20 protein-coding genes and 1 pseudogene are annotated in these 22,172 nt (G+C 65.7%); 11 read left to right on the top strand and 10 right to left on the bottom strand.

The features are described from left to right. Window positions 1-43: 43 nt before the first annotated feature. On the top strand, window positions 44-1,015 hold the full coding sequence (locus tag NF876_RS32735; RefSeq protein ID WP_262272322.1) for an ABC transporter substrate-binding protein: 972 nt from the start codon (window positions 44-46) through the stop codon (window positions 1,013-1,015). A 62-nt stretch (window positions 1,016-1,077) separates the two neighbouring features. Here NF876_RS32735 and NF876_RS32730 read toward each other — a convergent pair whose 3' ends face one another. Next, entirely contained in the window at window positions 1,078-1,545 is a 468-nt protein-coding gene (locus tag NF876_RS32730) for a nuclear transport factor 2 family protein (RefSeq protein WP_262272321.1), read from the bottom strand. 286 nt (window positions 1,546-1,831) lie between these two features. Continuing rightward, window positions 1,832-2,719, bottom strand: a complete 888-nt coding sequence (locus NF876_RS32725) for a PhzF family phenazine biosynthesis protein (RefSeq protein ID WP_262272320.1) — start codon at window positions 2,717-2,719, stop codon at window positions 1,832-1,834. A gap of 802 nt (window positions 2,720-3,521) precedes the next feature. On the opposite strand from NF876_RS32725, the gene NF876_RS32720 reads away from it, so the two are divergent. Further along, window positions 3,522-4,706 carry a GAF domain-containing sensor histidine kinase gene (locus tag NF876_RS32720; RefSeq protein ID WP_262272319.1) on the top strand — a complete coding sequence of 395 codons (1,185 nt, stop codon included), beginning with the start codon at window positions 3,522-3,524 and terminating at the stop codon, window positions 4,704-4,706. Between the two features lie 585 nt (window positions 4,707-5,291). Further along, window positions 5,292-5,954, top strand: a complete 663-nt coding sequence (locus tag NF876_RS32715) for a transglutaminase-like cysteine peptidase (RefSeq protein ID WP_373696754.1) — start codon at window positions 5,292-5,294, stop codon at window positions 5,952-5,954. Between the two features lie 69 nt (window positions 5,955-6,023). Here the strand turns inward: NF876_RS32715 and NF876_RS32710 are convergent, their stop codons facing one another. Continuing rightward, window positions 6,024-6,716 carry a hypothetical protein gene (locus NF876_RS32710; RefSeq protein ID WP_262272317.1) on the bottom strand — a complete coding sequence of 231 codons (693 nt, stop codon included), beginning with the start codon at window positions 6,714-6,716 and terminating at the stop codon, window positions 6,024-6,026. A 266-nt stretch (window positions 6,717-6,982) separates the two neighbouring features. Here NF876_RS32710 and NF876_RS32705 point away from each other — a divergent pair, with 266 nt between their 5' ends. The 3 genes from NF876_RS32705 (at window position 6,983) to NF876_RS32695 (ending at window position 10,823) form a co-directional block, all read left to right on the top strand. Continuing rightward, window positions 6,983-7,828: an HD domain-containing protein gene (locus NF876_RS32705; RefSeq protein WP_262272316.1), complete on the top strand. Its 846-nt coding sequence runs from the start codon at window positions 6,983-6,985 to the stop codon at window positions 7,826-7,828. 333 nt (window positions 7,829-8,161) lie between these two features. Next, a complete protein-coding gene (ppk2, locus tag NF876_RS32700; protein ID WP_262272330.1) occupies window positions 8,162-8,956 on the top strand; it encodes a polyphosphate kinase 2 in 795 nt (264 codons plus the stop codon). Between the two features lie 31 nt (window positions 8,957-8,987). After that, on the top strand, window positions 8,988-10,823 hold the full coding sequence (locus NF876_RS32695) for a SulP family inorganic anion transporter (RefSeq protein ID WP_262272315.1): 1,836 nt from the start codon (window positions 8,988-8,990) through the stop codon (window positions 10,821-10,823). A gap of 440 nt (window positions 10,824-11,263) precedes the next feature. Here the strand turns inward: NF876_RS32695 and NF876_RS32690 are convergent, their stop codons facing one another. After that, a complete protein-coding gene (locus NF876_RS32690) occupies window positions 11,264-11,533 on the bottom strand; it encodes a DUF6894 family protein (protein ID WP_262272314.1) in 270 nt (89 codons plus the stop codon). Between the two features lie 315 nt (window positions 11,534-11,848). Between NF876_RS32690 and NF876_RS32685 the strand changes: the two genes are divergently transcribed. Continuing rightward, the gene (locus tag NF876_RS32685; RefSeq protein ID WP_262272313.1) at window positions 11,849-12,379 is read left to right on the top strand and encodes a Spy/CpxP family protein refolding chaperone; all 531 of its coding nucleotides are present in this window, start codon (window positions 11,849-11,851) and stop codon (window positions 12,377-12,379) included. Window positions 12,380-12,461: 82 nt separating this feature from the next. Here NF876_RS32685 and NF876_RS32680 read toward each other — a convergent pair whose 3' ends face one another. The 6 genes from NF876_RS32680 to NF876_RS32655 form a co-directional block, all read right to left on the bottom strand. After that, window positions 12,462-13,616 carry an AraC family transcriptional regulator gene (locus NF876_RS32680; protein WP_262272312.1) on the bottom strand — a complete coding sequence of 385 codons (1,155 nt, stop codon included), beginning with the start codon at window positions 13,614-13,616 and terminating at the stop codon, window positions 12,462-12,464. 177 nt (window positions 13,617-13,793) lie between these two features. Next, window positions 13,794-14,339 carry a hypothetical protein gene (locus tag NF876_RS32675; protein WP_262272311.1) on the bottom strand — a complete coding sequence of 182 codons (546 nt, stop codon included), beginning with the start codon at window positions 14,337-14,339 and terminating at the stop codon, window positions 13,794-13,796. 288 nt (window positions 14,340-14,627) lie between these two features. Next, window positions 14,628-15,629: an amino acid ABC transporter substrate-binding protein gene (locus NF876_RS32670; protein ID WP_262272329.1), complete on the bottom strand. Its 1,002-nt coding sequence runs from the start codon at window positions 15,627-15,629 to the stop codon at window positions 14,628-14,630. A gap of 92 nt (window positions 15,630-15,721) precedes the next feature. Next, entirely contained in the window at window positions 15,722-16,366 is a 645-nt protein-coding gene (locus NF876_RS32665; protein WP_262272310.1) for a L,D-transpeptidase, read from the bottom strand. 29 nt (window positions 16,367-16,395) lie between these two features. Next, entirely contained in the window at window positions 16,396-16,953 is a 558-nt protein-coding gene (locus tag NF876_RS32660) for a hypothetical protein (protein ID WP_262272309.1), read from the bottom strand. Between the two features lie 516 nt (window positions 16,954-17,469). Further along, complete coding sequence (locus tag NF876_RS32655) at window positions 17,470-17,715, bottom strand: hypothetical protein (protein WP_315974408.1); 246 nt, start codon at window positions 17,713-17,715, stop codon at window positions 17,470-17,472. A gap of 144 nt (window positions 17,716-17,859) precedes the next feature. Here NF876_RS32655 and NF876_RS32650 point away from each other — a divergent pair, with 144 nt between their 5' ends. From NF876_RS32650 to NF876_RS32635, 4 genes and pseudogenes are all read left to right on the top strand, one after another. Next, the gene (locus NF876_RS32650; protein ID WP_262272308.1) at window positions 17,860-19,680 is read left to right on the top strand and encodes a tetratricopeptide repeat protein; all 1,821 of its coding nucleotides are present in this window, start codon (window positions 17,860-17,862) and stop codon (window positions 19,678-19,680) included. 206 nt (window positions 19,681-19,886) lie between these two features. Then, entirely contained in the window at window positions 19,887-21,326 is a 1,440-nt protein-coding gene (locus NF876_RS32645; RefSeq protein WP_262272327.1) for a DUF1254 domain-containing protein, read from the top strand. 125 nt (window positions 21,327-21,451) lie between these two features. After that, complete coding sequence (locus tag NF876_RS32640) at window positions 21,452-21,739, top strand: hypothetical protein (RefSeq protein ID WP_262272307.1); 288 nt, start codon at window positions 21,452-21,454, stop codon at window positions 21,737-21,739. 126 nt (window positions 21,740-21,865) lie between these two features. Then, a pseudogene (locus NF876_RS32635) lies at window positions 21,866-22,172 on the top strand (hypothetical protein); the annotation flags it as partial.

The raw sequence follows: 22,172 nt of genomic DNA, 5'->3' as shown, positions 1-22,172 counted from the left end.
TCCCACCCCGACATTCCCGGCCTTGCAAGGCGAGCAGGAGGTCTTGTCGATCCACGCGGCGACCGACCGTCCGGCCATGGAGCCGCTGATCCGCGACTTCCAGATCCTGAACCCCAACACCCGGATCGAGTTCGTGGAATACGTCACGAACGATCTCTTCGCCGCAGCGTTCAAGGCCTGTCAGGACGGCCGGGCCTTGGGCGACGTGCTGCTGTCCTCGGGCGTCGACCAACTGGTGAAGCTCGCCAACGACGGCTGCGCAGGCAGCGTCCGTTCGCCGGAAACCCAGACGATCCCGCGCTGGGCCAATTGGCGCGACGAGGTGTTCGGCTTTACCTTCGAGCCGGTGGTGTTCGTCTACAATCGGGACAGGGTCCCGGCCGAAGATGTCCCGAAAACACATCTCGAGATCGCCGACCTTCTGCGGTTGAAGCCCGAGACTTACCAGGGCCGGGTCGGGACCTATGACATTCGTCAGTCGGGAATCGGCTATCTGCTGGCCTTCAACGACTCGCAGCAGACGACCACCACCTATGGCCGGCTTCTCGAAAGCCTGGGACGCGCCCACACGGTCGTACGCTGCTGCACGGGCGAAATCCTCGATGAGATCGAGGCAGGCCGCATTCTCATCGGCTACAACATGCTGGCGTCCTATGCCTACGCCCGTGTCCGTGCCGGCGCCAGGCTCGGACTGGTCATGCCCTCAGATTATACCCTTGTGCTCAGCCGGGGAGCCATGATCCCTGCTGGCGCAGGCAAGGCCGCCGCGGGGACCCGTTTCATAAATTACCTCCTGTCAGGGCGGGGCCAGACACTGGCACAACAAGAGGCCTTCTTCTTTGGGTTTGCGGGAGAGGCTCCTGCCGGGGTCGAGGGCGCAGCATCGATCGTGCGCGCAGGCATCGCCCGTCCGATCGCGATCGGCCCGGCGCTGCTCGCGGTTCAGGACGACGAAAGGCGCAGACGGTTCATTGCCGACTGGAGCCGCTCGCTTATCGATATGACGGCACGGTGAGCCGCCGTCCTCCTGGAACATGTGGTCGGACCTTGCGACGTGAGCGGTCAGGCCTTCGCGTGTTACCCATCGACCTTGCGCGTGCCGCCATGCAGTCGCCGGTTTCCCCAGCTCCGCAGAGCCCGTTGTGCGATGCGAGTGATCTTCCATGCCCCTTCGGCCTTGCCGAATTGGAACTCGTAGGCTCCGCATGAATGGTAGAAGTCCTCACCCTCCTCCTTGAACTCGCGGTCGAACCTCAGGATCAGGTAATTGCAGCGTCCCCGCACGCCCTCCGGCTCGCGCGACAGCAGCAGGTTGGAGAAGCTGTGATGCTTGGCAAGGGTGTCAACCGCATCGCGTCGGCGCTGCACAAACTCGGCGCCACTCATGGTGCCGGGCGGCTCGCGGCCCGAGGAGGCGTAGTCGATGAACACCTCGTGCGCCAAGCAGGTCTCCATGGCCGCCCAATCGCGCTCATCGAAGGCGAGGAAGAATCGGCAGAGGACATCGTTGATAGCGATGTGGTCGAGTGGATCCAAGGCTTGCATGACAATCGTCCTCTGTGGGGAACGGGAGCGGCAGATATGGGCATGATGGGTGCAGGCGGTGAGTGCCAGTGCCATGAAAAGCCGTTCCGGGGAAGAAGTGCCTCGGACTCCGCAATGGGTCAAGCTCGGTAGGGCGGCGGACCTGAATGAAGGTCCACTCCTCCCAGCGGTGCGGAAGTGCCGCCAAGATCAGCCCCGTGCCAGGAGCGGCTCTTCCCGGGTTCCTCTTTATGTCCCGGAAAGACGCTCTATGTCACGGAAAGACGCTCTTGGCGCATTCTCGCTTCTAAAGCAGCGCTTCGCCCCGGAACACCGGGATGCAACTGCCGCCGACCCGCGAGTGACAGCCATCCTCGGCGCGCCACGACGTCACCCTGAGCAAGCTCGGCCGTCCCATCTCGACGCCCTGTGTCATGGTGAAGGCGGCCGTGTCGCCGCCATCGAGCGAGAGCAGCAGAGCGCCGAGCGTGGCGCTGGCGCTGCCCGTCGCCGGGTCCTCCCAGGTACCGGCGAGCGGCGCGAACATCCGTGCTCGGATCATGTTGCCATCACGCGCATAGAGGAACAGCGACAAGCGTCCGGCCAGTTCGCCATGCAGCCGCACGAGCTTGCGGAAAGCGGCGAGATCAGGCATCGCTCGGGCAAGAGCTTCCGGCCCGACCTGCGTCAGCACAAATGTGACGCCGACGGAGGCCTGCACCGGCTTGTGGGCTGCTGTAACGATATCCGCGACGGAAAGCCCCGCGCAGGCGGCGATCCCGTCGATCGGCAACTCCAGGCCGAGGGACAGGGCCTGCGGCGCCGCGATCACCGCTCCTGTCACCGCTCCGGCCGCATCGCGCTCCACGGCGATTTCCACGAGGCCAGCCTTCTGCTCGAACCGGAGCACGCCGTCACGGTCGCGGCCATGGCGCGCCAGCACAAAAGCCGTGCCGACATTGGGATGGCCAGCAAAGGGCATCTCGGCCGTGCGATGGAAGATGCGCACACGGGCATCCTGTGCCGGATCGTCGGCTGGCAGGACGAACGTGGTCTCGCTGTAGTTCATCTCCGCCGCGAGCGCCTGCATCTGTGCGTCGGACAGCCCCTGCGCATCGGTGAAGACAGCCAGCGGATTTCCGCCAAAGGGACGGTCGGTGAAGACGTCGACAGTCTCGTATGGAAAGCGAGGCATGGCAGGCTCCGGAAGCGGATTGGGCTCAGGCGTACCTTACCAGCCAAGCCGTCTGAGAACCAATTCAGCGACGCAATGTGACCGATCATCATTGCTGATTGTCGGAGCTGGCCTGATCGGCTTTCTGTCCTTGGCATCGCAACGCCTCGAACCACCGGACGTTCGCCCCATGGGTCTGCTCGAGCGCACCGTCCGAAAAAGTGGACGCGGTTTTTCGCGTCGAACGGTGCGCCAGCCAAGAGTGGAGCATCGGACAATCGGGATCACCGGGACCAGCCCAGTGATGACGTGAAAGGAGGTGTGAGGCGGTGCGAACACCCTCCGCACGTCATGGCCGGCCTTGTGCCGGCCATCCCGATCGGAAGAGCGCGGCGCCTCTCGCATCGGGATCACCGGGACAAGCCCGGTGATGACGGGGTGGTGGCTCGGCCGGGCGACCAAGACAGGGTCCCGAGCGGTGCGCCGCTCAAGGGATTGAGCATCGGAATCGATCCCGAAAGTGGGTCCACTTTTCACTGGCGTGGCCCTTCAGGTCGCTGACGCGGCCCTCTGGGTCACGTCCGATGCTCTAGGTCAAACTGAGGCGTTCAGCATGGCCTGAGATAGGTCAGCTCACCCTATGATTGCGGAATTTCGGCTTGCGTCAGCCCCTTACCCCAGGAGCTGTCGCTCCTTCCCACTCCATTGTCGGGAGCGAATGCATGGAGCCTGATAACGCAATTGAGTTCCGAGACATGGCTCCGTGACATGACACAACAGGCAGGTCTGGGCTAAAGTGCCCCTCCACAGGGAGCCCTCTGACGTGCCGACCGACCTTGAGGCGGATCTTGCCGCCATCGACCGCATCCAAGCCGTCCCGACCATTCTGGAAGTCGTCTGCCGCACCACCGGCATGGGCTTCGCGGCCGTGGCCCGGGTGAGCGAGGACCGCTGGATCGCCTGTGCCGTGCGCGACGACATCCAGTTCGGCCTCCAGCCCGGCGGGGAGCTCAAGCTCGAGACTACGATCTGTCATGAGATCCGGCAGGCGAGGACAGAGGTGGTCATCGACCATGTGGCGGAGGATCCGACCTACTGCCGCCATCACACCCCGGCGATGTACGGCTTCCAGAGCTATATCTCGATGCCGATCGTCCTTGCGGACGGCTCCTTCTTCGGCACCCTGTGCGCCATTGATCCCCGCCCGGCACGGCTGAACAATCCCGAGACCATCGGCATGTTCAGGCTGTTCGCCGAACTGATCGGTTTTCACCTGAGTGCCGGCGAGCGCCTGGCCACGAGCGAGGCGGATCTTCTGGATGAGCGCAAGACCGCCGAGCTGCGGGAGCAGTTCATCGCAGTGCTGGGCCATGACCTGCGCAATCCGCTCGCTTCGATCGACGCCGGAGCGAAGATGCTTCGGAGAGAGCCCCTGAGCCCGAAGGGAAGCACCGTCGTCGGCCTGATTCAGAGCAGCGTCGGGCGCATGGCTGAGCTGATCGACAATGTGCTCGACTTCGCCCACGGCCGCCTGGGAAGCGGGTTGAAGCTGGATCGGGACGCCCACGTGCCGCTGGGAGAGGTGCTCGAACAGGTTGTCGATGAGCTGCGGGCGGCCTGGCCCGAGCGGCGCATCAACACGCAGTTGGCTGTGACCAAGACCGTGAGCTGTGATCGGGCCCGCATGGCGCAATTGCTGTCGAACCTGGTGGCGAACGCCCTGACCCATGGCGCGAGCGAAGAACCGATTCTGGTTCGTGCCGCAACCCTGGACGGCAGCTTTGAGCTGTCGGTCGCCAACCAAGGGGAGCCAATTCCTCCCGCGACCTTGAAGCGCCTGTTTCAGCCCTTCTTCCGCGTTGCGGCGCGCCCGAGCCAGCAGGGCCTGGGGTTGGGCCTCTATATTGCCTGCGAGATTGCCCGCGCTCATGGTGGCTCACTCGATGTGACCTGCGATCAGAACGAGACGCGCTTCACCTTCAAGATGCCGCTCGTCCAAGCGTTCTGAGGAACTCGTCCGGCTAGAGCATCGGCCCCGAAAGTGGAATGCACTTTCGGGATCGATTCCGATGCTCAAGCCTTTGAGCGGCGCACCGCTCGGGCCCCTGTCTTGGTCGCCCGGCCGAGCCACCACCCCGTCATCACCGGGCTTGTCCCGGTGATCCCGATGCGAGAGGCGCCGCGCTCTTCCGATCGGGATGGCCGGCACAAGGCCGGCCATGACGTGCGGAGGGTGTTCGCACCGCCTCACACCTCCTTTCACGTCATCACTGGGCTGGTCCCGGTGATCCCGATTGTCCGATGCTCCACTCTTGGCTGGCGCACCGTTGACTGCGAAAAATCGGGTCCAGTTTTTCGCACGGTGCGCTCGTGTCCAGAACACCTGTTTTGCAATTCGTGACGCGAGGCACGCACTCAGCCTGCTGACGGCGAGGCCTCTCGGCCGGGTCGGATCAAGATTGAGAGTCATGGAATGCGGTGGATGGTGCCACACGTTCCGGACGCAAGGGAAGTCCGACAATTCCTGCCATGAGATTGCCTGACTCGACATGTCAGCTCACGCTAGAACGATCATAACGGTACGGCCGGGGACATGCGGGCACCACTTCTCAGGCAGGCGAACGCCCGACCATGTCTTGGTCGCTGGTTTCATGCCGCAGCCTTGGTTATGGTTCTACTCGTCGGCGCCGAAGCGAGCGCTCAGATGGCCAACACGCCGCCCCGATCCGGCTTCCTCGCGATCAGGCGCCATGCCGTCATGCCGGTGCCGGGCTGGATCCGCTTCTGCCGGCACAGGCCGGACGAGTGCGCGGTCGGTTCTTCGGAACGGGCGACGATCGCCCTCACGCCACAGGGCTGGGAGGCGCTCACTCGCATCAACCGCCAGGTGAATGCCGGCATCCGGCCGATCACCGATCAGGAGCACTGGGGTGTGGCGGATCGCTGGGACCTTGCCGAGGATGGATATGGCGATTGCGAGGATTTCCAACTCGTCAAGCGCAAGCGGCTCGTTGCAGCCGGGCTCCCCCGGCGGGCCCTGCGCATGACGGCTGTGATCGACCGGGACGGTGCACCCCATGCGGTTCTGATGGCTCGCACCGATCAGGGCGACTTCATCCTCGACAACAAGCGTGACGCCGTCCTGCCGTGGCGACAGACCGGCTACGTCTTCCTGCAGCGTGAAGGCGGCACCGGGTCGACCTGGGTTTCCCTTGGCGCAGCCCCCGCGTTACCTGTCAGAACCGCTGGCCGCTGACGCCGCAAACTCTCCCACGCTGCTCGGCGGCAGCCGCCGCCGGGCGCATCGGAGGAACAGGCCGCAGTGTCAGTATCCCGCCACGACCGACCCGCGGGCTCGTCCTCCTGCCGTGCGGCAGGAACATCCCGTCCCAACGGGAGCCGAGTTCGTCAGGGCACAGGTCCGAACTGTCGTCGCACAATAGCCCCCGACGGCTGACGAGACGGGCGTCTGGTTCGTGGAGTACGGGGAATTGGAGTAAGGATAATTGTAGTACGGGTACGTGGCCGCCGCTCCGATCACCGCGCCTGTCGCCAACCCCCAGCCCCAACCGCCGTAGTAATTCCCGTAGTATGGATAATTGCCACCGTAGTAGGGGTACCGCCCGCGGTAGTAGGGATATCGCCCACCGTAGTTCGGATAGCGTCCGCGCCAATCTCCCCGGTTGCCGAAGCGGTTGTCGAAGCGCCCCGGATTGTTGATTGCCGCCTGGCGGAAATCGCCGCGCCCGGGCCGGGCTGCGACCGCAGAACCGCGGAAGCTCCTGCCCATTCCAACCCGGGAACCGCCCATGCCGCCGCGCGGAATGTACATTCTGGAGCTGCCGCCAAAGCCACCGCCGCGAAAGCTGCCACCCCCCCGAAAGCCACCGCCGCCGCCGAACCCTCCTCCCCCGATGCGGGCGCCGCCGCCGCGGCCGCCACGCTGCGCATCGGCCACATCCGGGATCAGGAGAGTGCTTGCCGCGAGAACACCAAGAGCCAGGAAAAGCTTGTTCATCGACATCCTCCCGTACGGGAATGGGATCTAGATCAACTCGACACAAAGTAGATGGTTGCGGAGAGAGTTCCTCTGGTCCGCGCCGGCATCATGTCGGAGAGGGTTTGATGCTATACGCAAGGGTGCCCCGGCGGCCGAACGTCCCTCCCGGGATGGGCCGGGCGGATCGAAGAGGAGCCTGAGATCAAGGATCATTTGTTGCAGAGTTTCCAGACGAACTCAGCTATAGTCTCCTGCCGAGGATGACCCATCTCCGGGAGGCCCTCATGATGACGATGCCTGCAATCATGGCGGACGAGCTCGGAAGGCGCATCGCGAGCGATTTCCGCCGCCTGTTCGGGTCGGCCCATCAGGACAAGGCCGAGCGGCTTGACAGTGCGGCCCGGATGGCCCTGGAATGCATCGGCAAGAGCGATGCCCTCTATCACAACGTCGAACACACCTTCCTCGTCACTCTCGTCGGGAGGGACATCCTCCACGGCCGCATGCTGACCGAACGCCTGGAGCCGGACGACTACTCGCATCTCATCGTCGCCTGCCTGCTGCACGACATCGGCTATGTCCGGGGCATTCTGAAGGGCGATGGCAACGATCGGTTTGTGATCGACGCGAGCGGGACGACGGTGACCCTCCCGCGCGGGGCATCGGATGCGGCACTTGCCCCGTATCATGTCGAGCGCTCCAAGCTTTTCGTCCTGGATCGTCTGACGGGCTCGCCCCTGCTCGACTCCGAAAGAGTGGCCCGGGCCATCGAACTCACACGCTTCCCGACACCGGATGCAACCGCTGACAGGCAGGAAGACCGGGAGGGGCGGCTCGTCCAAGCCGCAGATCTGATCGGACAGCTTGGCGATCCCCTCTACCTGAAGAAAGCCAATGCCCTGTTCCATGAATTCGAGGAAATCGGGGTCAATTGCCAACTCGGCTATGCCTCGCCGGCCGACCTGGTGGAGCGCTTTCCTGATTTCTACTGGAACAGCGTCTCACCGCACCTGAACCATGCCATCACTTACCTCAATGTGACGGCGGAAGGCCGGCAGTGGATCGCCAATCTGCACAGCCACGTGTTCTGCGCCCAGCACGCCTTCGCGCTCATGGGTCCGCAGCGTTGAGATCACGCCTCCAGGCTGAGGTTCAAAGCGGTCCTCCGACATGATGGCCACACCGTTACGCGATTTCCGGCCGCTACCCTGTCAAACTTTCTTGGAACGGAAGGGTCGTGCTGTCTCAAAATGCCAAATCGCCGTCACGTCTGGTCAAGCGACGCTCGGCATTGTCTGTATGCTGGCTGCGATCGGTGTCCGCAACGAAGCGGGAATTGTTCATTCTCCAATTCCCGTGCGTCCAACTCTGCGGACCTGTGGGTCTATCACTCCGGGAACGCGGTGCGTGACATGAAGCGTCAGGAATCTCTGAAGCACGAGAGAGCCGATATCGGGGCGGCGATGACCGCCGGCATTCGAGAGAGGATGAAGCGGAAGGATTTCGAGAGCGAACTGAGAAAGCTGCAGGTCGAACTCGTGCGTCTGCAGACCTGGGGCAAGGCGACGGGTGCCAGGATCATCGTGATCTTCGAGGGCCGAGACACCGCCGGCAAGGGCGGCGTGATCAGCCGGATCACGCAACGGGTGAGCCCGCGGGTGTTTCGGCACATCGCCCTGCCGGCGCCGACCGAGCGCGAGAAGAGCCAGCTCTACATCCAGCGCTATGTGGCGCACTTCCCCGCCGCCGGCGAGATCGTGCTCTTCGATCGCTCTTGGTACAATCGAGCCGGTGTCGAGCGCGTCATGGGCTTCTGCACCGATGACGAGTATGAGCGCTTCATGCGCCTCGTGCCATCATTCGAGCAGGAGATCGTCGATAACGGCATTATCCTGCTCAAGTACTTTCTCGACGTCAGCCAGGACGAGCAGCGCCGCCGCTTCGCCGACCGGATCGACGATCCGATGAAGCACTGGAAGCTCAGCCCGATGGACACCGAATCGGTGCGCCGCTGGTGGGATTACACGCTGGCCTATCAGGCCATGCTGCGCACCACGGACACTCCTGCCAATCCTTGGTTCATTGTCCCGTCCGACGACAAGCGCCGCGCCCGGCTCAACCTGATCAGCCATCTGCTGGGACAAATCCCATACAAGAAGGTCAAGGTCGAACTGCCGAAGGTGCCCAAGGCGGAACCGAGGCCAAAAGGGATCGAGGATCGGCTGCCGACATCCCACATCGTCCCGGCCCGGTATTGAGCGCCATGACGGCATAGCCCGGAGCGTGGTCATGGCCGGCACGCACCCTGTCGATCCGCTTCCGCCCTATCGGATGGAGGCTGCGACTGCGCCGCCTGCACGCGGGTCCGAAGCAACGGCTGGCCAGGAGTCCCGCAGCCCAGGCAATCGGGAAGGTTCGTCGGTCGCTCGCCGGATCGGCCATGAGGCCGGATGGCTGCGCTGGCTGCCCGGGCTCAGCACCCTCCTCCGGTACGAAATCGCATGGTTGGGCCATGATGTCGTGGCCGGGCTGGTGCTCGCGACGATGCTTGTCCCCGTCGGGATCGCCTATGCCGTGGCTTCCGGACTGCCGGGCATCTGCGGCCTCTACGCCACCATTGTGCCCCTGTTGGTCTATGCCGTGTTCGGGCCAAGCCGCATCTTCGTCCTCGGCCCGGACTCGGCCCTCGCGGCGGTCATCCTGGGCGTCGTGTTGCCGCTGTCCGGCGGAGATCCGCAGCGTGCCGTCGCCCTGGGCGGGATGATGGCCCTCGTGTCGGGGATGATCCTGGTCCTGGCCGGACTAGGACGCCTGGGCTTCGTGACGGAGCTTCTGTCGAAGCCGATCCGCTACGGCTACATGAATGGCATCGCCTTGACGGTCCTGATCAGTCAGCTCCCCAAGCTCCTCGGCTTCTCGGTCGAGAGCACGGGACCATTGCGCGAACTATGGACCATCGGCGGAGCCATCCTGTCCGGCAGGATGAACGGGGCGGCCCTGGCGATCGGCCTGGGAACACTGGCGACCATCCTGCTGCTGCGGGGAAGCCGACGCGTGCCCGGGATCCTGGTCGCCGTCGTCGGTGCTGCCGCCGTCGTGGGCATGTTCGACCTCGCGGAGCGCCACAACGTGTCGATCCTCGGCTCGTTGCCTGAGGGTTTGCCACGCTTCACTGTCCCCTGGATCGGGATCGGCGACATCGTTCCTGTGCTCATCGGAGGATGCGCCGTCGCCATGGTGTCGTTCGCCGACACCAGCGTGCTCTCCCGGGCGTACGCCGCAAGGACGCGCACCCTGGTCGATCCCAACCAGGAGATGGTGGGGCTCGGGGCCGCCAATCTCGCCACCGGGTTCTTCCAGGGCTTTCCGATCAGCAGCAGCAGCTCGCGCACGCCTGTGGCTGAAGCCGCCGGGGCCCGCACCCAGCTGACCGGCATCGTCGGCGCGCTTGCCATCTGCCTGCTGCTGCTGGTAGCGCCCGATCTTCTGCGCAACCTCCCGACCTCCGCCCTGGCTGCCGTCGTCATCGCGTCGGCCATCGGGCTGTTCGAGGTGGCCGATCTCAGGCGGATCTACCGCATCCAGCGTTGGGAGTTCTGGCTGTCGATCGCCTGCTTCGCGGGCGTCGCCGCGTTCGGCGCCATTCCGGGGATTGGTCTCGCGATCGTGATCGCCATCATCGAGTTCCTCTGGGACGGGTGGCGCCCCTATTCCGCCGTGCTGGGACGTCCGACCGGCGTTGAGGGCTATCATGACGTCACGCGCTATCCGGAGGCCCGCCGGATCCCGGGCCTGGTCCTGTTCCGCTGGGATGCGCCCCTGTTCTTCGCCAATGCGGAGCTGTTCCGCGAGCGCGTTCTCGCCGCCGTGGCAGAATCGCCAACCCCGGTGCGCTGCGTGGTGGTCGCAGCAGCTCCGGTCACGAGCGTCGACGTGACGGCGGCCGATGCCTTGACCGAACTCGATGAGGCTTTGCTGGCGCAGGGTATCGAGCTCCGGTTCGCGGAACTGAAGGACCCCGTCAAGGACAAGCTGCGGCGGTTCGGGTTGTTCGACCGGTTCGGCGAGACGCGGTTCTCGCCCACGATCGACGCGGCCGTGTCGCGATATCAGGAAGCGACCTGACGCGTCCTGCGACTGCCTAGAGCATCGGACGTGACCCAGAGGGCCGCGTCAGCGAGGGTGCATCGTTGAGTGCGGACCCGGAGGGCCACAAGCGTGGCCCGCTTTCGTCCGCAGAATGCGCTCGGCGGTGGTCCGATCGAGGTCACCGGGACGAGCCCGGCGATGATACCCTCCGCACGTCATGGCCGGCCAGTCATGACCCACCTCTCGCCGGCCATCTCGATCGGAAGGGCTCGGCGTTCCGGACAAGCGGGATCACCGGGACAAGCCCGGTGATGACGTGGAGAAGGTGGCACCCTCCCGCCGCCGCCGAAACCTCCCGTGTCATGGCCGACCGTTCATCACCCGCCTCGTGCCGGCCATCCCGATCGTCCGATGCTCCCATCCGGCGCATCGCTCGGGACGGGCCCCAGGGCCGCACGATGCGCCAGCGAGCGACGTCACTGGCGAAACCGCTTGGTGAGCCGGTGCGTCCGATGGCCGAAGGCCGCAGAGAACGGGAGGCTGAAGATCAGTTCGTCCGCCGCGTTCGCGACCTCGATCGTGTAATCGCATGGATGCCGGCCGCGCATCGCGAAGACGCCCCTGATGTCGCGAGCGGCGCAGACCGCCTCACGATAGGCGGTCTGCGCGTCGGGAAAATCGAGCCCGAGCTCGTCGCGGCTCAGTCCCTCGCGTGCGCCCCTGACGTGGAAGAAGAAGCGAGGCATGGCACTCATCCGGTTCTCGCAGCATGGGGAAGCATCCGATCATGATCTGCCCTTGGACCACGTGCTTGTCCGGTTGGGACAACCGCTTGTCATTTCGTGACCCTGGCCGTCCGGATCCTCGCGTGTCGGAGCGGCTCCAGCAAGCGGCTTGGTTCAAGGCTCGGGGGCTGTCCAAAGGCCACGAGTGGGACGCCGTTTTGATGATCTGTCCGGCTTTGCTCCTGTCTCAAACTGCTAACGGGGAGTCCCAAGCCGTCAAGCAGGTTGCGATCCAGCCCTTAGGCTGACGGACGTGAGCATCATCAGGAGACCAAGATGCAGAAGGGAATCATCCGCCTCGCCGCGGCCTTGTTCATTGGTGTCGCGCCCGCAGCCTATGCTCAGCAAGCCTCCTCAGGGCCAGCCGGCATGCCGGATAGCGGACGGCTGAGCCAAGCCGATTTCAAGATGCTGACCGATATTCGGGTAGGCGTGATCAAGGCCGCGCTGCAACTCACCCCGGAGCAGGAGAAACTCTGGCCCGCCGTGGAGGAGGCCATCCGCGCCAGGGCCGAGACACGCTATCGCCGGCTGGCCGCCCTGGGGGAGCGCCTGGACCAGCCACGAGACATCGATCCGGTGCAACTCTATCGTCAGCGTGCCGATGTCCTGACGGACCGTGCGGCGGGCCTCAGGAGGCTTGCCGATGCCTGGCAGCCGCTCTACCAGAGCCTCACGCCGGACCAGAAGTCGCGGCTGCGCCTTGTGACGGTCCACGCGCTCGAAGGACTCCGGACCGCCATGGACAACCGCCGCATGGAGACGGACGACGAGGAGGAGATCGATCTCTGGGTTTTCCCTCACTAGAGCCTCGGACGTGAAAAGTGGACCCAGGTTTGGGTCCGATGCTCTAGGCCACCTCGGGAAGGCACGTCCGCACCCGTCGATCTCACTCTTCAGGGAAGCGCGAGAAGGTTCGAGAGGATCGGCCCGGTAACCCGGGCCGGCCATCGCTTCGCCAGGCGGTCGGCGTCTGGCCCGACCAGCGGCGGAAGGCACGGGTGAAGGCGCTGGCCTCTGAATAACCGAGCGCCGCCGCAATCTCGCCAAGTGGCACATCGGTGTTCACCAACAACTGTCGGGCAATCTCGAAGCGGATCTCGTTGGCAATGGTCCGGTATCCCGATCCGCTGTCCCTCAGGCGCCGGCTCAAGGTGCGCCGGTGCATCGCCAACAGATCGGCCATGTCGCTGGCGGAGCAGCGCCGTTTCATGATCCGCGTGCGCAGCAAGCGACGGATGTCATCCGGGAACTCGGATGTCGCATTGCCTCGCAGACGCCTGATCTGCTCCTCCAGCATGGCGCGGAGCAGAGGATCGGCCCCCGCTACCTTGCGCTTCAGGTCCGTGGTCGGAAACACCAGGGTGGCACCCTCCTGATTGAACCGGACGGGCGCCCGGAAATGGCGCCGGTAGGGTCCGATATCGGCGGGAGCCGTGCGCGGCATAAGCACTTCCGTCGGGCGCCAGTCAGCGCCGCACAAGGTGCGCATCGCATTGACCGATACCGCCAGGGCGGCCTCGGTGATGTGTTCTGCGCTCGCACCATCGGGCTGGTACGCCGCATAGGTGAGCATGGCCACGTCATCGGCCATGGTCAGCGAGGCGACCACCACCCTGTCCTGGACGCTCAGATTGGACACGAGCGAATCCAGGGCCGCGGCCACGGTCTCCGAATGCTGCATCAGTCGTCCGATCAGGTCCAGGGACAGGATCGTGGCCCGCTGGCCCACGAGCAATCCGAAATGCGGGCAGCGGGTTCGCGCCACGCACAGGGTGTAGAGCCGGGCCAGCGCCGTGAACGCGACGACGCTCGTCCCGTCCTGGAAAAGCCGAGGGTCGAGCCCAGCCTCGTGGATCAGCGGATCGGGATCAATCCCGAAATCGCACAGGGTGGGGGCAATTTCCTTGCTGACTCCCAGATGGATGGACCCGGGCGCAAGCGTGCGCCGGGACATCGCATGAGCCGTCGCGGGAATCTGGATCGGCTGTCCCGGATCACGACCACCATCGTGCGAGGTTCGTCCGCCGTCGTCCATCGTCATGCCCTCGTCAGGTTTCGAGCACCGGTCTCAGGACCCTGCGGCGGACGTCGTCGGCTGGCGCGTCCCGCATCCGGATCGGACAAGGAATGATCCCTGGCCGGGTCGGCGGCCCGCTTCAGGCTCATGCCGTGTCCATGATCGCGTAAAGAAAGATCCGCAGGCTCCACGCAGGGCTCCTCACCGAGGGCAGACGTCCCAGAAGCCTTGGGTGCGTTGAGAGTTGGTGTAGTACCAGCAATAGCCGGCGGCAGGCGCCGGTGACGTGGCATAGGCCGTCGCAGCCGCAGCCGTCACGAAGCCGAGGGCCGCGCCCGCGGCCACCGCCGCGCCGGGTCGCCACCGATAGGACGGCGGCCTGTACCACCCCCCGGCCGGCACCGGCGGCCGATAACCGGGACGAGCCGCGACGTTGCCCGCAGGGCCCCGCGCCACGGCGCCGCCATACGCACCGCGGGCCGCCACTCCCCCCTGGGGCCCACGGGCCACCGCTCCACGCGGGCCGCGCGCCACGGCTCCGCCCCGCGGACCGCGGGCCGCCGCCCGCGCGTATTCCAAATCTCGTTTCTGAACGATGTCGAGCAGCCTGGACGGCAGCTCGGCCCGTGAGCCGAGCGACCACGGAGCCGTTGCCCCGGCGGGCGCCGATGCGAAAGCCGGAAGGCTGATGAGGAGAGCCAGTCCGATCGATCCAAGAGTGAGTTGTCCTGAGCACCTGCTGTGCATGCGCCACTCCCGTGAATGCCCGACGAGGAGCAAGGAGCGGTCCCGTCGCAAGCGGCACAAGGGTCCGCGGAGGATGTCATCCGTGCTCGGTCTGGGACCAGCATCCTATCGACGCGCTTTCCGTGCTTGACACTTCCGGACAGGCGCTTTGCAGTTTGGGACACGCGACGCACGCAACCGCGTCGGCGATCGACCCGTCTCCGGCCGATGTGTTTGCCGGAGATGGATCATCTGCAACGCCGGTGCCGGACCGTCGGGCGCGAGTCGAGGACCACCGCCCGATCGCCGTCATCGGATGGGAGGCGCATAGAGCACGCCGCCCATGCTCCAGAGTTGGTTCAGGCCGCGCGGGATGCCGAGCCGCGAGTTCACCCCGAGATTGCGCTCGTAGATTTCGGCGTAGTTGCCCACCGCCGTGACGGCATGCAGCGCCCATGCATCGTCCAGCCCCAGCATGCGGCCGAAACCTCCTTCCTGGCCGGCGAAACGGCGCACATCCGGCTTCTGCGAGGCTTTCGCCTCGGCGGCATTCAGAGACGAGATGCCGAGCTCCTCCGCATTCACGAGGGCGAAGTTGACCCACTTCACCAGCGTAAACCAGGCGAAGTCGTCGGCTCGCGTCACAGGCCCCAGCGGCTCCTTCGAGACGACATCCGGGAGGATCATGGCGGCGTCGGGCCGGGGGAGTTTCAGGCGCTCGGCATAGAGCGCCGATTGATCCCGCGTCAGAACATTGCACTGGCCGGCCTGAAAAGCCGCGAGAGCCTCCGCGGCGCTCGCAAATGCGCGCTCGTCATAGGTCATCGCGTTCGCGCGAAAGAAGTCGGCCAGGTTGAGTTGGCTCGTCGTGCCGCTCTCCACGCACACCGTGGCGCGGTCGAGCTCCAACGCCGAGGAGACGTTGAGGTCCCGCATCACCATGAAGCCCTGGCCGTCATGATAGGTGATGCCCGCGAAGGCCAGGCCGAGGCCCGCCTCCCGCTCCAGGGTCCAGGTCGAGTTCCGCGACAGCAGGTCGACCCGTCCCGCGCGCAGGGCCTCGAACCGCTCGCTGGCGGACAACGGCACGAAGGCAACCTTCGATCTGTCGTCGAAAATAGCCCCCGCGACCGACCGGCAGAAGTCGACGTCGAAGCCGGACCAGTCACCCTGCTCGTTCCGTTCCGAGAACCCGAACAACCCTTCGCTGACGCCGCATTGCAGGACGCCGCGTTGCTTGACCGTCTCGAGCGTTCCGGCAGTTCCGGAGGCCGCAGAGGCACAGGTGAGAGCGACAGCCATGCCGGCCATGGCGTAGAGTTTGACCGCGTTCAACATGATTTTTGATCTCCGTCGGATGATGCGTTCCGCTCCCGGATCAGCATGTCCGGGAGACTTGGAGGTCACAGGCTGGGTCCCTGGCGGACCACGACCTTGGTGCCGAGCGGCACGCGGGCATAGAGGTCGATCACGTCGCCGTTGGCGAGCCGGAAGCAGCCCGATGAGATGGCATGGCCGATCGTCTCCGGCTGGTTGGTGCCGTGGATGCGGAAGACCGTCGAGCCGAGATAGAGGGCCCGGGCTCCCATCGGATTACCGGGGCCGCCGGCCATGAAGCGCGGGAGATAGGGCTGACGGGCGATCATCTCCGGCGGCGGGCGCCAGTCGGGCCATTCGGCCTTGCGGCTGACGCGAACCAGACCCGACCACTGGAAACCCTCGCGGCCGACACCGATGCCATAGCGGAGAGCGCGATTGTTGCCCTGGACCAGATAGGCGAACCGTTCCGACGTATGGATGACGAGGGTCCCGGGCGCCTCGTTCGAGCGGAAGAACACGACCTGTCGGGCATAGGGCCCATCGGCGATGACGACCTCTTCCGTGGAAATGCGCCCCGGCTCGTCGCCGATCTCCAGCGTCTCCTGGATGACGGGCTTCGGCGGCGCCTGCGCATCCGCTGCATCGGGCAGACAAACCGCCAAGGAAAGCCCGAACACCAGCGCAAGCGCCGTACTCACCTGGACGGTTCGGTCATCGCGTGTCCGCATCTTCTCCTCCGGGGATAAGGCCTCATCCCTCAGGCTCCGCACCGCACATACACGAAGGTTCCGTACCGCCGGTTCGCGTCCGGATCGACGAAGCGCATGGTCATGAGGCTGCTCGTGCTCGAGAGGATCTCGCGATCCTGCGGATCGCCCGGCGGGGCCTCGAATCCGAGATAGGTCCGGCCGGCGGTGTCGCCTTTGAGGCGCAGTTCGTAGAGCTTCGGATCGTCCGCGACATGCATCATCACGCCGTCGGTCGGGCCCTTCGCAATGGTGTAGGGCTGGCTACACTGGGCTCTCGCCTCTCGCTCCGTCCGAGGACGGTCCTTGTCGGTGTGGTATGAAGCGATGCCCCACCGCCCTATCAGACGTTCGCGGGGAATGGAGGCCGAGGCCTCGACGGCAACAGGGGAAGGAGCCTCGCCCGACGCGACCGTGCAGCCCGCCACGACGAGCGACGCGATCGTCGCGACAGCGAACCCGGGAAGGGCGATCAGACGAGGCCGCGTTGCCGCCGAGAGACAGGCCGGCGACAAAGCCCTCTTCCGATGATCGATCGTCCCTGCATCGTTAGCGCTGAACAGCGGCACGTTCGGCTCCTGTCCTTGTAGCCTGACATGTTATCTCGCGGCCGCGATGTCCGCGGCCGGAGGATCGGGTTCTCCGTCCACGCGCCTCGGCAGGCGCTATGGCATCTCCTTCGTGAGATGCCGGCTTTCCCATGCCACGCCTGATGCCTGTGCCGACCGGAGGGGAAGACCCTATGTGGGCTCGCACCGCTGCGCTTGACACTTCGAGACGTTCGCTTAGCCATTTGGGACAGAAGGCGCAGCGCGACCGTGGCTTCCGGTCGGCCCGAAGTCGGCTCAGGGAGCACTGTCCAGCAGCAGCCATCATCTGGCAGAAGGCCGCGGGGCGGAAGCAACTGACCGTAGGCGCATGCCGCACAGCCCTGCAGGGACGTGTTCCGGGCGTCATGGATCCCGGCCGTGCCCAACACCGCCACTCCGTAAACGACACGATGCGACAGGCGGACCTTTGCTCACGCCCATAGCACCTTCGGCGCGGACCCGGCCCTCTGGGTCCGTCCGATGCGCTAGGGCTTCCTATGTATTGCGATCCAGTTCGGCCTCGATCTCTGCTGCGAGATCCCGAACAAGCTCCCGGTACTCGGCGCAGCGTGCCGTCCTCACCGGAGAGCCTGAGCGCTCCCAGTGCGCCAGGGCCGCCTGCGCGGCGGCGAAATCCTCGCAGATGGACATGAAGCCGTCGTCCTTTCGGGCCAGTTCCTCGATGGCATGTCCACGGTCCGGAAAGCGGGCGATGGTGGCCTGGACGGCGTGATGCATCATGGTGCAACCCCGTTGCCGGGTTCGGACGGCACGGATGCGCCGCCCCACAGTCCCAGCATCGCCCCATACCCCACGCGCGGGGAGTATGTTACTGTAGGTTACGGAACGTGGCGTCTCGTGCGCCCGCGGATAACGGACCGATTCATGCTCGGCGGAGGCGACGGCACTGTCGGTGCCTCGCCGCAGGCGCAGTCGCCGCCCGCGGCGGAGGACGTGCGCGCCCAGCTCGAAATCCTCCTGGCCAGCCCTGACCTCGACGCTTCGGCGCGGGTGCGCCGGTTCCTGCGCTATGTCGTCGAGGAGACGCTCGCCGGCCGCGCCCAGCGCATCAAGGCCTATGCTATCGGCACCGAGGTGTTCGAGCGCAACGCGGATTTCGATGCCCAGAGCGATCCCGTCGTGCGCATCGAGGCCGGACGACTGCGCCGGGCGCTGGAGCGCTACTATCTCTCGGGCGGCGCGCTGGACCCGGTGGTCATCACCATCCCGAAAGGGGGCTATGTCCCGCACTTCGCCTCGCGCACGGCGCCGGTTGCGGACGCGGATCCTGGCCCGGCCTCCCTGGCGCCCGTCCCTCCGGCCGATCCGCCGCCACGGCGCCGGGTCCCTTGGCCCGCGACGGTCGCCTGCCTCGCGTTCCTTGGCGGGCTTCTCCTGTGGGTCCCGTGGCGTGACGGCGCGTCCCGCACGCCACAGGCATCGGCACCTTTTCCGCCCGGCGGGCCTACCCTGGTCGTGCTGCCGCTCGAGGCCCTGGGCGAGCCGGCGGCGAAGTCTTATGCGGATGGCCTGACCGAGGAGGTCCTGAGCCAGTTCGCCCGCTTCAAGGAAATCACGGTTATCGGGCGGGAGACGTCGCGCAGCATCCTGCCGGGAACCGATATGGCCCGCATCCGCCGTGATCTCGGCGTCCGCTACGTGCTCGAGGGCAGTGTCCGGGCCGCGGCGCACCGCTTGCGCATCACGGGCCGGCTCATCGATGCACAGACCAGCGCCGTCCTATGGTCACAGACCTACGACGAGGACTTGCAGGTCCGTGATCCTTTCACGATCCAGGACGACATCGCCCGCAGGGTCGCAACCGCCGTGGCGCAGCCCTACGGCATCATCCAACGGGCCGACGGGACTCGGACGGGATCCCACCCGCCCGGTGACCTCGAAGCCTATGCGTGCACGCTCAGGTTCTACGATTACCGGGCCTCGCTGACAGAGGAGAGCCATGGGGCGATCCGAACCTGCCTGGAGCGGGCCGTTGCAGCCCATCCCGATTATGCGACCGCCTGGGCGATGCTGTCCGTTCTCTACCTCGACGAGGACCGGTTCGGGTTCAATCCGAGGGTTGGGGCAAGCCCCCCGATCCTGCGCTCGCTCGAAGCCGCCCGACGGGCGATCCGCCTCGATCCGGAGAACGTGCGGGCGCTGCAATCCCTGATGATGGCGCTGTTCTTCGCCCGGCAGCCGGCCGAGGCGCTGGAGGTGGGCGAGCGGGCGGTGGCGCTGAACCCGAACGACACCGAGCTGCTCGGCGCGTTCGGGACCTGTCTCGGCCAGGCGGGTGCCTGGCAGCGCGGCGCCGAGTTGATCGAGCAGGCGCTTGCCCGCAACCCGGGCCATTCCGGCTACTACAGCGGGGTTCTGGCGGTCTATGCCTACATGCAGCGCGACTACGTCCGCGCCGAGGGCCTGATCCGGCAGTCGGCCCTGGAGAAATTCCCGCTCTATCATTTCGTCGCCGCCGTCATCTACGCCCAGCTCGGCAAGGCGCCGGAGACCGCCGAGGCGCGGGATGCGTTCCTGCGCATGCGCCCGACCATCTTCGAGCACTGGGACGACGAGATGGCCAAGCGGAACTACCGGCCGGAGGACGCGGCCCATTTCGCCGAGGGCGCGCGCAAGGCCGGCTTCCCGGTGCCGACGCGGACGGCCGCGGAAACGGCCCTTCAGGCATCGACATCGCCGCACTGACCCTCGCCACCACCACGTAAACTACACGATGCTACAGGCGCGAATCCCCGGCCGTTGCTAGCGTCCAGACAGTGGGCATGGCGATTCCGACGAGTTCACCCACGGGTCCCGCCGGGCGGGGAGCCGCGGGTCAGGATCGTCCGCCATGCCGGGAAAAGTGTCGCGCCGTTCCCAGAACCCAGATGCAACGGAGACTTGTCATGACGATGAAGCTGACCCGCCGACAGGCGACGATCGGGGCCTTGAGCCTGCTCGCCGGCACCACCGTGAGCACCGTCAGCGAGGCCCATCTGGGCGAGCTGCTGGGCCTCGACGAAGGCCTCGAGGACTTCTGGCTGGCCACCGACGCCTACATCTACGGCTATCCGCTGGTCACCATGGAGATGACACGCCGGGTCATCACCAACGTGGCCGCCCCCGAAGGCACCCGGGCCCCGATGGGCCAGGTCATCAAGCTCAGGCACTATCCGGATGCCTCCTTCCGCGACGTGACCGCACCCAACGCCGACACGCTCTATACGACCGCGTTCTTCGACGTCGGCAAGGAGCCCTGGGTGTTGAGCCTTCCGGACATGAAGGACCGCTACTTCCTCATGCCGATGCTGGACGGCTGGACGAACGTGTTCCAGGTTCCCGGCAAGCGCACCACGGGGACCGGCGCCCAGACCTATGCCATCACCGGACCCGGCTGGAGCGGCACGCTGCCGGCGGGCGTCAAGGAGTACAAGTCTCCCACCAACATCGTCTGGCTGCTCGGCCGCATCTACTGCACCGGCACGCCGGAGGACTATGCCGAGGTGCATGCGCTTCAGGACCAGGTCAAGCTGGTGCCGCTCAGCGCCTACGGCAAGCCGTATACGCCGCCTGCCGGCAAGGTCGATCCCTCGATCGACATGAAGACCGCCGTGCGCGACCAGGTGAACCGCATGGACGCGGTGGCGTACTTCACCCTTCTGGCGGAACTGATGAAGACCAACCCGCCGTCGGCGGCGGATGCCCCTGCGCTTGCGAAGTTCGCCCGGATCGGGCTCGTGCCCGGCCAGGCCTTCGATGCGGGCAAGCTGCGGGCCGACTTCGCCCGGCGCATCCCGGAAATCGCCAACGACCGGATCATGATCCAGTTCAAGATCAACAAGGACGTCCACGACATCGACGGCTGGGGCTTCACCACGAAGACCGGAATCTACGGCACCGACTACCTGATGCGGGCCCTCGTCACGGCAATCGGTCTCGGCGCCAACCGCCCGCAGGACGCGGTCTATCCGACCTCGCAGAAGGACGGCGATGGCCAATCCTATGACGGGGCCAACAAGTACGTGATGCGCTTTGCCAAGGGTCAGTTGCCCCCGGTCGAAGGCTTCTGGTCGCTGACCATGTATGACGGTGCCTACTTCTTCGTGCCCAACCCGATCAACCGCTACTCGATCAGCGCGCGCCAGGACCTGAAGGCCAATCCGGACGGCTCGGTCGACCTCTACATCCAGAAAGACTCGCCCGGAGCGGACAAGGAGTCGAACTGGCTGCCCGCCCCGGCCGGCAAGTTCATCCTGATGCTGCGCATGTACTGGCCGAACGAGAGCAATCCGTCGATCATCGACGGTACGTGGACGATCCCGCCGGTCAGGAAGGTGAGCGATCGGGCCTAGCGCATCGTTCGGGGCGGACCCAGCGGGCCGCGCAAGCGACCCGCTGGGTCCGCCCCGAACGATGCGCCGGTCAAGAGAGGGAGCCTCGGAGCGGGATTCACGCTTCAAACCCACAGGAGGGACCGATGTCGAGACGCCTGCTCGCAATCTCTGCTCTCGTCCTGACGGCGACGGCAGCCGCAGCCCAGGTCGGGCCGCCCACGTCGCAGCGGACGTGCTCGGCCAACCGCCAACTCGTGCTGAAGGACGGCGCGGTCGTTCTCGACACCAGTCCCTCCACCTACGCCCGCTTCGTCAGGAGCAGCGCGGAATGTCTCGTCGATCAGTTCCCCGAGCCTGCGTGGGTTCCGAGTTCCAACAACCCGCAATGCTTCATCGGCTACCGGTGCAAGGACGGGTCGGACGATTTCTGACTGCCTGAGACCGGCGGGTCCGTTCGGACCTGCACCCGCCGGTCGAAGGCGGGCAAGACCCATCACGCGTTCTCATCGACGCCGGCACTTTGGTGTGCCGGCGGCTGAAGTAAGGGGGTCCGCGCCATGTTCAGCAAGCACTTCGCCTGTCTCATCCTGGTCACCGGGGGCCTCTGCACGATGACCATCGGCGCCCGCGCGCAGGATGCGCCGGCCCACCCGCAAGTGCCGATCAGGAAGGCCATCGGCCGGGTCACGCCCACCGGCCCGGTGCCCTCGCTCGCCGTGCTCAACGCGGCCGGGGCCAAGCTCGAGGGAACCAAGCTGACCCTGACGGGCGTGTCGCCGAGTTCGATCGTGTTCGCCGATCGCCCGGTGCGGGCGGCCGGTCACGTCATGACCCAGCAGTTCATCATGCAATGGGACGAAGGCA

The sequence above is a fragment of the Microvirga yunnanensis genome, assembly GCF_025460875.1.
This window is presented reverse-complemented; position numbering and strand designations above follow the sequence as displayed.